Annotated in this window: 11 protein-coding genes; 8 read left to right on the forward strand and 3 right to left on the reverse strand. The window is 59.8% G+C overall.

The features are described from left to right. Positions 1-352: 352 nt before the first annotated feature. The 5 genes from fdnG (at position 353) to ACVI9W_RS01830 (ending at position 6,191) form a co-directional block, all read left to right on the forward strand. Positions 353-3,403, forward strand: coding sequence for a formate dehydrogenase-N subunit alpha (gene fdnG, locus ACVI9W_RS01810; protein ID WP_461528989.1), 3,051 nt, complete (start codon positions 353-355; stop codon positions 3,401-3,403). Between the two features lie 16 nt (positions 3,404-3,419). Continuing rightward, positions 3,420-4,310 carry a formate dehydrogenase subunit beta gene (gene fdxH, locus ACVI9W_RS01815; protein WP_461531778.1) on the forward strand — a complete coding sequence of 297 codons (891 nt, stop codon included), beginning with the start codon at positions 3,420-3,422 and terminating at the stop codon, positions 4,308-4,310. Beyond that, positions 4,307-4,951, forward strand: coding sequence for a formate dehydrogenase subunit gamma (locus ACVI9W_RS01820; protein ID WP_422415736.1), 645 nt, complete (start codon positions 4,307-4,309; stop codon positions 4,949-4,951). The genes fdxH and ACVI9W_RS01820 overlap by 4 nt, the downstream gene beginning before the upstream one ends. Further along, complete coding sequence (fdhE, locus tag ACVI9W_RS01825) at positions 4,948-5,859, forward strand: formate dehydrogenase accessory protein FdhE (protein WP_461528990.1); 912 nt, start codon at positions 4,948-4,950, stop codon at positions 5,857-5,859. The genes ACVI9W_RS01820 and fdhE overlap by 4 nt, the downstream gene beginning before the upstream one ends. A 104-nt stretch (positions 5,860-5,963) precedes the next feature. Further along, positions 5,964-6,191 carry a hypothetical protein gene (locus ACVI9W_RS01830; RefSeq protein ID WP_038611853.1) on the forward strand — a complete coding sequence of 76 codons (228 nt, stop codon included), beginning with the start codon at positions 5,964-5,966 and terminating at the stop codon, positions 6,189-6,191. Between the two features lie 28 nt (positions 6,192-6,219). Here ACVI9W_RS01830 and ACVI9W_RS01835 read toward each other — a convergent pair whose 3' ends face one another. Further along, positions 6,220-6,954, reverse strand: a complete 735-nt coding sequence (locus ACVI9W_RS01835; RefSeq protein WP_461528991.1) for a transglutaminase-like cysteine peptidase — start codon at positions 6,952-6,954, stop codon at positions 6,220-6,222. Positions 6,955-7,162: 208 nt separating this feature from the next. On the opposite strand from ACVI9W_RS01835, the gene ACVI9W_RS01840 reads away from it, so the two are divergent. Then, positions 7,163-7,516: a hypothetical protein gene (locus ACVI9W_RS01840; protein ID WP_461528992.1), complete on the forward strand. Its 354-nt coding sequence runs from the start codon at positions 7,163-7,165 to the stop codon at positions 7,514-7,516. A gap of 84 nt (positions 7,517-7,600) precedes the next feature. Here ACVI9W_RS01840 and ACVI9W_RS01845 read toward each other — a convergent pair whose 3' ends face one another. Further along, positions 7,601-8,209, reverse strand: coding sequence for an RNA polymerase sigma factor (locus ACVI9W_RS01845; RefSeq protein ID WP_461528993.1), 609 nt, complete (start codon positions 8,207-8,209; stop codon positions 7,601-7,603). A gap of 437 nt (positions 8,210-8,646) precedes the next feature. On the opposite strand from ACVI9W_RS01845, the gene ACVI9W_RS01850 reads away from it, so the two are divergent. Beyond that, entirely contained in the window at positions 8,647-9,261 is a 615-nt protein-coding gene (locus ACVI9W_RS01850; protein ID WP_342622463.1) for a LysE family translocator, read from the forward strand. A 12-nt stretch (positions 9,262-9,273) separates the two neighbouring features. Further along, positions 9,274-10,797, forward strand: coding sequence for an FAD-dependent monooxygenase (locus tag ACVI9W_RS01855; RefSeq protein ID WP_461528994.1), 1,524 nt, complete (start codon positions 9,274-9,276; stop codon positions 10,795-10,797). Between the two features lie 430 nt (positions 10,798-11,227). On the opposite strand, the gene ACVI9W_RS01860 is transcribed toward ACVI9W_RS01855, so the two are convergent. After that, positions 11,228-12,403: a sugar transporter gene (locus tag ACVI9W_RS01860; protein ID WP_461528995.1), complete on the reverse strand. Its 1,176-nt coding sequence runs from the start codon at positions 12,401-12,403 to the stop codon at positions 11,228-11,230. Positions 12,404-12,636: the final 233 nt, after the last annotated feature.

Consider the following 12,636-nt stretch of genomic DNA (forward strand, 5'->3'; position numbering starts at 1 on the left):
AAAAACCTCGATATTCCGGGCACTTGGCGGAAAAACCGGGTTAAACAATTGTTCGAAATTCAGGTATCTGTGGATCTGCTGTTGCCTGGCAAACAGTTGCATGGCCGATAGAGGCCGCTGCGGATAATCAAGCGCCGATAGAGCGCATCGATAGGCTCATCGACACGCTTGATTAGCCCGTACATTCCGTAAGGGAATACACTACCGTTTATCCGCGTAACCCGAGCCCTGCAGCAGACAGGGCCTGCAACCAATCGTGACCTCATCCCCAGCCAACTGCGCTTGCGACGCCTTGTTGCCGGGCATGCCTATGCCCGCTGCTTTGTGCAGCCGATAGAATAAGGAGATAACCATGGGACTTGGCAGACGTCAGTTCTTCAAGCTCTGTACCGCCGGTGTTGCCACCGCCACCTGTGCGACCCTGGGTTTCGCCCCCGGCATGGCCCAGGCCACCCAGTCGCGCCAGTACAAGCTGCTGCGCGCCAAGGAAACCCGCAACAACTGCACCTACTGTTCAGTGGGTTGCGGGATTCTCATGTACAGCCTCGGTGACGGCGCCAAGAACGCCAAGGCGCGCATCTTCCACATCGAAGGCGACCCGGATCACCCGGTCAGCCGCGGCTCGTTGTGCCCGAAAGGCGCAGGTCTGGTGGACTACGTGCACAGTGAGCAGCGCCTGCTGTTCCCCGAATACCGCGCACCGGGTTCGGACAAGTGGCAGCGCATCAGCTGGGACCACGCCATCGAGCGCATCGCCCGCCTGATGAAGGACGACCGCGACGCCAACTTCATCGAGAAAAACGCCAAGGGCACCACAGTCAACCGCTGGCTGAGTACCGGCATGCTCTGTTCCTCGGCCGCCAGCAGCGAAACCGGCTCGCTCGACCAGCGCTTCACCCGCGCGCTGGGCATTCTCGGCACCGACAGCCAGGCCCGCGTCTGCCATGCCCCGACCGTCTCGGCCCTGGCGCCGACCTTCGGCCGTGGCGCGATGACCAACAACTGGGTCGACATCAAGAACGCCAACGTGGTGCTGATCATGGGCGGCAACCCGGCCGAGGCGCACCCGGTGGGCTTCAAATGGGTGATCGAGGCGAAGATTCGCAACGGCGCCAAGGTCATCGTCGTTGACCCGCGCTTCAACCGTAGTGCCGCAGTAGCAGACATCTACTCGCCGATTCGCGCTGGCTCCGACGTAACTTTCCTGATGGGCGTGGTCAATTACCTGATCAGCAACGACAAGGTCCAGCACGAGTATGTGCGCCACTACACCAACGCCAGCCTGATTGTGCGCGAGGACTACCACTTCGACGACGGCCTGTTCAGCGGCTACGACGAGAACAAGCGCAGCTACGACCGCAGCTCCTGGACCTACGAGCTCGACGAAAAAGGCTACGCCAAGCGCGACCTGACCCTCAGCCACCCGCGCTGCGTGTGGAACCTGCTCAAGGCGCACGTCAGCCGCTACACCCCTGAAGTGGTCACCAACATTTGCGGTACGCCCAAGGATGATTTCCTGCAGATCTGCGCGATCCTCGCCAGCACCTGCGTGCCGGACCGCACCGCCACCTTCCTCTACGCCCTGGGCTGGACCCACCACACCAACGGCGCGCAGATGATTCGCGGCTCGGGCATGATCCAGCTGCTGCTGGGCAACATCGGCATGGCCGGTGGCGGGGTCAACGCCCTGCGTGGCCACTCCAACATCCAGGGCTATACCGACCTGGGCCTGCTGTCGCTGCGCCTGCCTGGCTACATGAACCTGCCGTCCGACCAGCAGACCACCCTGGCCAGCTACCTCAAGCAGACCACGCCGACGGCGCTGCTGGAGGATCAGGTCAACTACTACAAGCACACGCCGAAGTTCTTCATCAGCCTGATGAAAAGCCTCTGGGGCGACAAGGCCACTGCCGACAACAACTGGGGCTTCGACTGGCTGCCCAAGTGGGACGACAGCTACGACGTGCTCAACTACAGCAACCGCATGTACGAAGGCAAGGTCAACGGCTACATCGCCCAGGGCTTCAACCCGGTGGCGGCGTTCCCGGACAAGAACAAGGCCCAGGCAGCACTGGCCAAGCTCAAGTTCCTGGTGATCATCGACCCGCTGGCCACCGAGACCTCGAGTTTCTGGCAGAACCACGGCGAACAGCACGACGTAGACACCGCCGCCATCCAGACCGAGGTGTTCCGTCTGCCCTCCTCCTGCTTTGCCGAAGAAGACGGCTCGATCGTCAACTCCGGACGCTGGTTGCAGTGGCACTGGGCCGGTGCCGCACCGCCCGGCGAGGCCTGGCACGATGGCAAGATCCTCGGCCATCTGTTCATGAAAATCCGTGAGCTGTATGAAAAGGAAGGCGGCGCCAACCCGGCCCCGGTCCTCAACATGGCCTGGGATTACGTCGACCCCTACGATCCGAAACCCGAAGAAGTGGCCAAGGAATCCAACGGCCGCGCCCTGGCTGACCTGCACGACGAGCAAGGCAAGCTGATCCTGCGCAAGGGCCAGTTGCTCGACGATTTCTCGCAACTGCGCGATGACGGCAGCACCCAGTGCTTCAACTGGATCTTCGCCGGCTCCTGGACCGAACAAGGTAACCAGATGGCCCGGCGCGACAACGCCGACAGCGGTCTGGGCTGCACGCCGGGCTGGGCCTGGGCCTGGCCGCAGAACCGGCGCATCCTCTACAACCGCGCTTCGGCCGACCCGCAGGGCAAGCCGTGGGATCCGAAACGCAAGCTGATCGGCTGGGACGGCCAACGCTGGAGCGGCGTCGACGTGCCTGACTTCGCCGTTACCGCGGCACCGGGTGGCAAGGTCAATCCGTTCATCATGCTGCCTGAAGGCCTGGGACGGCTGTTCTCGGTCGGCGCCCTGAACGACGGCCCATTCCCTGAACACTACGAGCCGACCGAAAGCCCGCTGGCGCACAACCCGCTGCACCCGAAGGTGACCTACAGCCCGACGGCGCGCGTGTACGAAAGCGACCGCAAACGCATGGGCAAACGTGAAGATTTCCCCTATGTGGCAACCACCTATTCGATCACCGAGCTGTTCCGTCACTGGACCAAGCACGCCCGCCTGAACGCCATCGTCCAGCCTGAGCAGTTCATCGAGATCGGCGAAAAGCTGGCCAATGACAAAGGCATTGTTCAAGGCGATATGGTCAAGGTCAGCACCCAGCGCGGCTACATCAAGGCCAAGGCCGTGGTGACCAAGCGCATCCGACGCCTGGCCGTCGATGGTCAGGATGTCGACACCATCGGCATTCCCTGCCACTGGGGTTACGAAGGCGCGACCCGCAAGGGTTTCCTGGCCAACACCCTGACCCCGGGCGTCGGCGATTCGAACACCCAGACGCCGGAGTACAAGGCGTTTCTCGTGAACATTGAAAAGGTCTGAGGGCGAAACCATGTCCATGCAATCCCAAGACATCGTCCGCCGCTCGGCCACCAGCGTGCTGACCCCGGCGCCGCACACCCGCGACCACCAGGCGGAAGTCGCCAAGCTGATCGACGTGAGTATCTGCATTGGCTGCAAGGCCTGCCAGGTAGCCTGCAACGAGTGGAACGACCTGCGTGACGAGGTCGGTCACAACGTCGGCGTCTATGACAACCCGGCCGACCTGTCCGCCGAAACCTGGACGCTGATGCGTTTCGACGAAGTCGAAGACGAAAGCGGCAAGCTCGAATGGCTGATCCGCAAGGACGGCTGCATGCACTGCGCCGACCCTGGCTGCCTGAAAGCCTGCCCGCAACCGGGGGCGATCATCCAGTACGCCAACGGCATCGTCGACTTCCAGTCCGAGCATTGCATCGGCTGCGGTTACTGCATCGCCGGTTGCCCGTTCGATGTGCCGCGCATCAGCCAGAAGGACAACAAGGCCTACAAGTGCACCCTCTGCGTAGACCGCGTTTCGGTCGGCCAGGAGCCGGCCTGCGTCAAGACCTGCCCTACCGGCGCGATCAACTTCGGCAGCAAGCAGGACATGCTGCACCAGGCTGAGGAACGGGTCACTGAACTGCAAGGCCGCGGCTTTGCCGGGGCCGGGATCTACGACCCGCAAGGTGTGGGCGGCACCCATGTGGTCTACGTGCTGCAACATGCCGACAAGCCGCAGCTGTACCACAAACTGCCCACCGACCCGCGCATCAGCAGCGCTATCCAGGGCTGGAAAGGCTGGATGAAACCAGTGGCCGCCGCGGCGTTCTTCGCCACCCTGGCCGGCACCCTGTTCCATTACATTGGCACCGGCCCCAACGAAGTCGACGAACAGGACGAAAAACGCGAGGAGGATACCCACGCATGAACACCGACAAACTGATCCTGCGCACCCGCTTCATCGACCGCGCCTGCCACTGGTTCATGGTGATCTGCTTCTTCGCCGTGGCCTTGTCGGGGCTGTCGTGGTTCTTCCCCTCGTTCAACGGCCTCAACGCCGTGTTCGGCACGCCGCAGCTGGCGCGTATCCTTCACCCGTTCTTCGGCGTGGTGGTGTTCGTGTTGCTGATGTTCCTGTTCGTGCGTTTCGTGCGCTACAACCTGCCTGAGCGCGAGGACCTGCAGTGGTTCAAGAACCTCAAACAGGTACTGGCCGGCAAGCATGACCCGGCGCTGAACATCGGCAAATACAACGCCGGTCAGAAGGTCCTGTTCTGGGGCATCATGAGCATGATCACCCTGTTGCTGCTCAGCGGCGTGGTGATCTGGCGCCCGTACTTCGCCCCGCTGTTTTCGATCCCGACCATCCGTATCGGCTTGTTGGTGCATGCGCTTGTCGGCATCAGCCTGATTTTGCTGATCATCGGCCATGCCTACCTGGCGTTCTGGGTCAAAGGTTCGATTCGCGGCATGGTCACAGGCTACGTCAGCCGCGCCTGGGCCAAGACCCACCATGATCGCTGGTACCGGCAGATCAGCAAGCAGGACAAGACCGGGAGCAAACCATGAGCAGCATTCAGATGACCCCGGTGCAAACGCCCACAGGCGGGGTCAACGAGATCGTGCCGGTGCTGCTGCCGTCGCTCAAGGACCGCTACAGCAAGCGCGCCGCGCGCCTGCGCCAGCTGGCCGAGGGACATGCCATGGGCGATTACCTGGGCTTCTGCGCACAGCTGGCCGAGGCCCAGCAACAACTGCTTGAGCGTTTGCCATTGCCCCAGGCGCTGGCGGCCGGGCTCGCGGGTCGACTGAGCAGTGGCCAGGCGCCGCTGGCGAGTACCGATTACCCGCGTGACCGCTACTGGCAACAACTGCTGCAGGGATTGATCGAGCAGCTGTACCCGGATGCCAACCCGGCCGTACGCGCGACGCTGGACAGCCTTCGCGCGCTGACTGCAGCGCAATTGGAACATCTGGCCAGTACATTGCTGGCTGCCGACTATGAACCGGTTGGCAGCGGCCAGGCGTTGTTCCTCTGGGCTGCGCTGTCGCTGTACTTCACCCAGTTGGCCAACGCCCTGCCGGCATCGGCCAGCGCCTCGCTCGGTGAGCAGCGCCAGCACTGCCCGGTGTGCTCCAGCGCGCCAGTGGCCAGCTTGGTCATGACCGGCCCTCAGGCGGGCTTGCGCTACCTGCAATGCAGCCTGTGCGAGTGCCGCTGGCATATGGTCCGGGTCAAGTGCAGTAACTGCGAAGCCACCGGCGCGCTGGACTACTGGTCGCTGGAACGCCAAGATGCCGCGGTCAAAGCCGAAAGCTGCAACGATTGTCACAGCTATCTGAAAGTCTTTTACCCGGAAAAGGACCGCGACCAGGAACTGCTGGCCGACGACCTTGCCTCCCTGGCGCTGGATGCCGAGGTGGAGCGCGAGGGGTTTGGCCGTAGCGGGGTCAGTCCGTTCCTGTTTCCTGGTTGAAGAAAGCAGCGCGGGGCAAGCCCGCTCCCACAGGGGATATCTCTGTGGGAGCGGGCTTGCCCCGCGATAGGCCCCCACTCAATCTACATACCTCGGAGACCCCCATGGGCCTGAAAAAATCCTCCGCCGAACTCAAGCGTGACCTGAAGAGCGTCGCCTCAAATCTGGAGCGCACTGCCGGGGAGATCAGCAAACTGGCCGAGCGTATCGACGGTGTCGATGTGGTCGCCGTACTGCACCTGATGAACCGCCTGTACAAGGACTCGGACAAACTCCATGCCTATGCCGACGAGATCAAGAGCGGGCGTATTGTGCGGGCCAAAGCCGAGTGACCAACGCTTGCAGCCGGCGCGATATTGCTCAGTGTTTCAGGCTTACAGCCGAGAGAAGCAGCCCGGACTGTGCGCCACGTGCGGTGGCATCGGCTAATTGCGACTCTTCACGTTTGGTTCTTTGCACAAGCGCCAGCCAGTTGGGCAATTGGCCAACACTGCCAACCAACTGTAAAGCTGCGTGATCAAATTTGTAGAGATTGAGCTCATCAAAAGCAAATTCTGCTTTTAAATCATCACGCTGCGCGAATGGACGAATGCCGTTTTCAAGGTTGTCCAGCAATACCGGCTCTGTTCCAGCGTCTGCCCAATAGCCGAGCACCATATGCGCCTGTCCGGTTTTTGACTGGGTGGCGTAGACAAGACGCAAGCTGTCTTCAGGAATGCCCAGCAACCGCAGCGTAAAGTATTTTGCCAGCGCAAAATCCTCACAGTCACCCCTGCCCTTTTCCAGCGTTTCAAGCGGGGATGCCCAATAGTCAGCCTGCTGCCATACATCCGCATCTTCGCCATAACGGATCGTACGATTGAAAAACGCATTGACCCGCCGAAGCTTTTCGCTATCAGAAAGCTGAGTCGATTCGGAGACCAAAGCACGCCAGTCGCTAACGCGTTGCACGCCCGCCTGGCTCTGCTGCATATCTTGCGACAGCGGTATAGCGAAAGCACTCCCGCACATAACGCCCAAACCGAGTAGACAAGCAGAAAAAATCTTCAATGGACGCTTAATGCTTTTGGAAATAACGATATGCAGTTTTATCAAGCAGTACCTCACTTAATAACCGTTGGTTCCTACAGGTCGATCTCCTAATTCGGTCGGCACCTTAAGGCATATGGCATGCCGTAGACAAGGTACGTCCGTCGGATATCGCGGGAGGATGCCATCAGTCCGGATACCTGTAACAGATCCCCCTTGCCATTCGTCTATGCATAGCAGGCCTCAAGCTCGTGAGCATTCTGAGGAAATCACCATGAAACTGACATTAACGATGTCGGGACTAGTTGCGGCTGCCATTTTTAGCACCGTTACGTTTGCGGCAGGAACTGTAAACCCAAGCAATCCTCAAGCCAAAAATGAACCATCCCTATTACTACTGGCAGAAGGTGGTAGTGATCGCTTGATGGACTATCACTCACAAAATGCACTGGTAAGGAATCAACCAGACCAACCTTCCGGCGAGCGCTATGTACAAATGTTAAAAGAACAACCTACTGCTTCCGGTGTAAACCCAACAAGTGAACCACTTCAACAAACGACAGAACCGGAACCAAACTTGACCTCCCCCATCATCAGAGACAGAGAAGAATATAGAAGCGCTCACTGAGCCTGTGCGCTTAATAATAGTATGATGTATCCAATGCACAGGGACGTGCCCTGATGCCGAGTAAGACTGGTGCTCTGCAGTTACTCAACAGTTTCCTTCTTCCTGAAAATGACTGAGCATCGCTTGCATACGTTGACGCCCACGATGTAGTAACACGCGTACATTCACCTCCGTCAGCCCCAAGGTAGTAGCAATTTCCTTGTACTCGAGCCCACCCAGGTCACGCATGATCACCACACTTCGCTGAGCCCCAGGCAAGCGATACAGATGCTTGCGAATACAATCATGCAGCTCGACTTCAGCCAACAACTCTTCAGGGCCATCGTGATGCCACTGTTTGGGCGCCGACACCCAAGCGCCGTCATTAACATCAAAGTCTGAAACAGTTACTGAGCGGTGATCCTCATCCCACCAGTCCAGAGAAATCTCTCGCCCTTTTCTTCGGTTTATTGAATGGGCTTCATTAATCGCAATTCTCGCCAACCATGTCCGGAACTTTGAACGCCCCTCGAACATATCAACTGCCGCAACCGCTTTCAGCCAGGTTTCCTGAGCGACATCATTTGCAGAGTCTGGACCCACCAAGGGTGTTGCGAGCGTGATAAGAAACGCATGATGCATTTTGATCAAGCGTTCCAATGCAAGAGCATCGCCATTGCGCAGCCGCTCTATTATATCCCGCTCATTATCCATAACCTTGCTCCTCAGTGCTCCGGCATCGCTTTGACTTCAAATAAGACGCATTCCATCGAGCACTTTCGACATATCTCCACACAAAAAAACACAAAGACAGGAACGCACCAACAGCAGAAGCCGCTATTGATTCCACGCAAACAACAGATTTTTCCAATACCCTGTAACACAGGCTTTACACTAAAGGCGCAACAACAGTGGATATCGAGAAGGTTTACTACACCATTAATATTGGATCCTAGATCACTTTCCACGTTAGGCAAGCAGTGTCGACCTACGGTTTAAACTCCATTTACACGCGCACCCAAGGTATTAAAAAGACTGTTTTAATACCTTGCTTCAGAATATTGCCTTCAGCAGACAGCGGTTAGTACTATGCTTTTCTGATCGGTGGAGCCGATCTTCAACTAACCCATGACCGCACGGAGCGCAGCACAATGCCGAGCCTGGATTTTCTCATCACTTCACTGATCGTCGTGCTGATTCCCGGCAGCGGCGTGATCCTGACCATTTCCACTGCGCTGGTGGCCGGTAAGCGTGCCAGCCTGTATACGGCACTGGGCTGCACGGCCGGAATTATCCCGCACCTGCTGGCTTCGATCCTCGGCCTGTCGGCGATCCTGCACACCAGCGCCCTGGCCTTTCAGGGGCTGAAGTTCGCTGGCGTCGCCTACCTGTTGTATCTGGCCTATGCCACCTGGCGCGACCGTTCGGCGTTCGCCGTAGACAGCAACACCAAGGTCGGCAGCGCCGGCAGCCTGATGCTGCGCGCCGGTCTGTTGAACATCCTCAACCCCAAACTGACCCTGTTCTTCCTTGCCTTCCTGCCTCAGTTCATTACGCCCCAAGGTGGTTCAGTCACCGGGCAGATGCTCAGCCTGAGTGGGGTGTTCATGCTCATGACCTTTGTGGTGTTCGTGTTGTACGGTCTGCTGGCCAACCTGTTCCGCCGTGCGGTGATCGAATCGCCGCGGGTGCAGGACTGGTTGCGCCGCAGTTTTGCGGCATCCTTTGCCGGCCTGGGTTTGAACCTGGCGTTCGCCCAGCGCTGAGGAGCGCGTGCGATGAAACGCTGTGAGGTTTTGATCGTTGGCGCCGGCCCTACCGGGCTGGTACTGGCCTTGTGGCTGAGCAAACTGGGCATCAAGGTGCGCATCATCGACAGGACCTCCGGCCCCGGCACGACCTCGCGGGCCCTGGCTGTGCAGGCCCGGACCCTGGAGCTGTACCGACAGCTGGACCTGACCGCGGCCGTTCTCGAACGCGGCCACCGGGTGCCAGCAGCCAACCTCTGGGTTAATGGCCAGGTCGCAGCGCACCTGCCCTTCAGCATTATCGGCGCCTTCGTTACGCCCTACCCCTTCCTGCACATCTTTCCCCAGGATGAACATGAGCAGTTGCTGATCGAGAGATTGCAGGGCTTCGGTGTCGAGGTCGAACGCGAGACCGAGCTGATGGGGTTCAATCAGGACGGGCAAGGTGTCAGTGCCCAACTGCGGCATGGCAATGGTCTGGAAGAGCACTGTGAGGCGAACTACCTGGCCGGTTGCGACGGTGCCCGTTCCACCGTACGCAAGGCCCTGGATATTGGTTTTCCCGGCGGCACCTACCAGCAGGTGTTCTATGTTGCCGATGTCCAGGCCTCAGGTCCTGCACTCAATGGCGAGCTGCATGTCGACATTGACGAAGCGGACTTCCTCGCGGTTTTTCCACTGGCGGGGAGCGGCCGGGCGCGGCTGATCGGCACCGTACGCGACGAACGTGCAGAGCACCCCGATCAACTGCGTTTCGAAGACGTCGGCCAGCGCGCCATCGAACACCTCAAGGTCCAGATCCAGCAGGTCAACTGGTTTTCCACCTACCGTGTACATCATCGGGTGGCGGAGCACTTCAGCCGCCAGCGGGCCTTCCTGCTGGGTGATGCCGCCCATGTCCACAGCCCGGCCGGTGGCCAGGGCATGAACACCGGCATTGGTGACGCCATCAACCTGGCCTGGAAACTGGCCAGCGTCCTGCGTGGCAAAGCCCAGCCCGGCTTGCTCGACACCTACGAAATCGAACGCAGCGCCTTTGCCCAGCGCCTGGTGTCCACCACCGACCAGGTGTTCAACTTCATCACCGCCGATGGCCGCGTTGCCGCCCTGCTGCGTACCCGCCTGGCGCCGCGGCTGATCCCCCGGCTGGTGGCATTCAAAACGGCGCGCGAATTTCTCTTTCGGACCATCTCACAGGTCACCCTCAACTACCGCTACATGCCCCTGAGCACCGGCAATGCCGGCCATGTCCAGGGAGGCGATCGCCTGCCCTGGGTAGCCGAAGGCGGGCGCGACAACTTCAACTGCCTTAACCGAATGTGCTGGCAAGTGCAGGTATACGGTGCCGTCAGCGCCAGCCTGGTGCAATGGTGCAGTGGTCACGGCATCCCGGTGGACGTCTTCATCTGGAGCGAAGCCCATGAAGCGGCGGGTCTTATACGCGACGCCGTCTACCTCATAAGACCGGACGGCTACATCGCCCTGGCCCGCAGCAATGCCGATGCGCAGGTACTTGAAGACTATTTCGAAGAACGCGGCCTACGCCCGGGCTAACGCCACAGACAAAAAGCAAGAGCGCAGCGAATTGTGCCCTTGATCTTGATCTTGATCTGCTTTTGATCTGCTTTTGATCTTGATCCACCGGCCCCGTTAACCAGTAGGGCCGAGTGGAGGTGTCGTGGAGGGGCTAGCGCGCAGCGCCTTCGGCGTTAGCCGAAGTTGCGAAGCGTAGAGTTGCTTGCAACTCGTAGCTCGCAATGCCCCGTAGCGACACCGGAAGGAGGGAACCCGAAGCGCAGCGTAGGGCCCCTGGTGGGGCGAGACCTTTGCTTACTTTGGGCTGGGCCGGCACACCGGCGTTTGCCAAAGTAACCCGCCGTAAGGGCGGAAAGGTGACTCAGCGCCACCTTGGCAAATGGATATGCTCACAAAGTGCAGCGCCATCAAAGGCCTCATCGCGGGGCAAGCCCGCTCCCACTGACAGTCAACCAGCCCGGGCAAACCGATATGTAGTCACCCCACACAACACCAACCCCGCCACCGCTAGCGCCCCCCCGACCAGCCCGATATTGCCCAACCCCATGTGCACACTCACCAGACTACCGATCAAAGCCCCCGCCCCAATACCAATGTTATAAATCCCGGAAAACATCGCCATCGCCACATCCGTCGCATCGGATGCCAGAATCAGCACCTTCGACTGCAGCGCCAGACTGAAACACATGATCGAAATCCCCCAGAACACACTCAGGGCACCGAGCCAGGCAAAGTCACCCGACAACGGCAGCAGCAACAACAGACAGCCCGCCAGCATCGCAATGGCAGCCAGCAGAAACCCACCGGGAAAACGCTCACTGTAGCGACTGAACAGCACCGACCCGAACACCCCGGCCCCGCCAAACAGCAACAGCAGCACCGTCGTCAGCTCGCCACCAATCTGCGCGACATTCAACGCAAACGGCTCGATATAACTGTAAGCGGTAAACTGCGCGGCAATCACCAACGCCACCAACACATACACAGTCACCAGCGCCGGGCGCTTGAACAGCACCGGCACACTGCGCAACGACCCTGAATTCTGACTGGGCAACAGCGGCAGCGACCTGACCAGACAAACCAGAGTCGCCAACGCCACCCCGGCAATCGCCAGAAAGGTGATACGCCAACCCAGCGCCTCGCCCACTACCCGCCCCAATGGAATGCCCATCACCATCGCCAGCGTCGTACCGGTCGCCAACAGCCCCAGCGCCTTGGCCTGCTGCCCTGGTGGCGCCACCCGCACCGCCAGGGAGGCAGTAATCGCCCAGAACACCGCGTGCGCCAAGGCAATCCCGATCCGGCTGAACAACAGCATGGCGAAACTCTGCGCCATCCACGACAGCAAATGGCTGACGATAAACAACACAAAGACAATGATCAGCAGCTTGCGCCGCTCGACATTGCGCGTCAGCAGCATCATCGGCAGCGACGCCAGGGCCACCACCCAGGCATAGATCGTCAGCATCAGACCGACCTGGGCAGTGGACATTTCGAAACTGCTGCCAATGTCACTGAGCAAGGCCACCGGCACAAACTCGGTGGTATTGAAGATAAAGGCCGCCAGGGCCAGGGCGATCACACTGAGCCAGCTGCCGGCTCGCGCATCCACGGGGGTATTCATCGGTGGGGGTGTTACTCCAGATCGTTTGCAGACGCCAGGCACAACATTGCGCCCAGCCTGAAGCACCCATGCCCGTCGGGCCTGAGTGGAAGCGTGTGCGCTGAGGAATTGGTTATAAGTATGCGGGGTATCGCTTGCTGCCAAGGATAGTACGTCAGGCCCTGGTCAGCCACAACCGCGCCGCGGACGATTGGCCAGGCGCACGAGGGCAGATTTCACCGGCGCTGCTACAC

The sequence above is a fragment of the Pseudomonas sp. 210_17 TE3656 genome, from assembly GCF_054821965.1.

Coding starts and splice junctions, on each gene's coding strand:
- fdhE (WP_461528990.1), top strand. CDS start 4,948: ATGAGCAGCATTCAGATGACCCCGGTGCAAACGCCCACAGGCGGGGTC.
- ACVI9W_RS01845 (WP_461528993.1), bottom strand. CDS start 8,209: ATGGATAATGAGCGGGATATAATAGAGCGGCTGCGCAATGGCGATGCT.
- ACVI9W_RS01830 (WP_038611853.1), top strand. CDS start 5,964: ATGGGCCTGAAAAAATCCTCCGCCGAACTCAAGCGTGACCTGAAGAGC.
- ACVI9W_RS01855 (WP_461528994.1), top strand. CDS start 9,274: ATGAAACGCTGTGAGGTTTTGATCGTTGGCGCCGGCCCTACCGGGCTG.
- ACVI9W_RS01840 (WP_461528992.1), top strand. CDS start 7,163: ATGAAACTGACATTAACGATGTCGGGACTAGTTGCGGCTGCCATTTTT.
- ACVI9W_RS01860 (WP_461528995.1), bottom strand. CDS start 12,403: ATGAATACCCCCGTGGATGCGCGAGCCGGCAGCTGGCTCAGTGTGATC.
- ACVI9W_RS01850 (WP_342622463.1), top strand. CDS start 8,647: ATGCCGAGCCTGGATTTTCTCATCACTTCACTGATCGTCGTGCTGATT.
- ACVI9W_RS01820 (WP_422415736.1), top strand. CDS start 4,307: ATGAACACCGACAAACTGATCCTGCGCACCCGCTTCATCGACCGCGCC.
- fdxH (WP_461531778.1), top strand. CDS start 3,420: ATGCAATCCCAAGACATCGTCCGCCGCTCGGCCACCAGCGTGCTGACC.
- fdnG (WP_461528989.1), top strand. CDS start 353: ATGGGACTTGGCAGACGTCAGTTCTTCAAGCTCTGTACCGCCGGTGTT.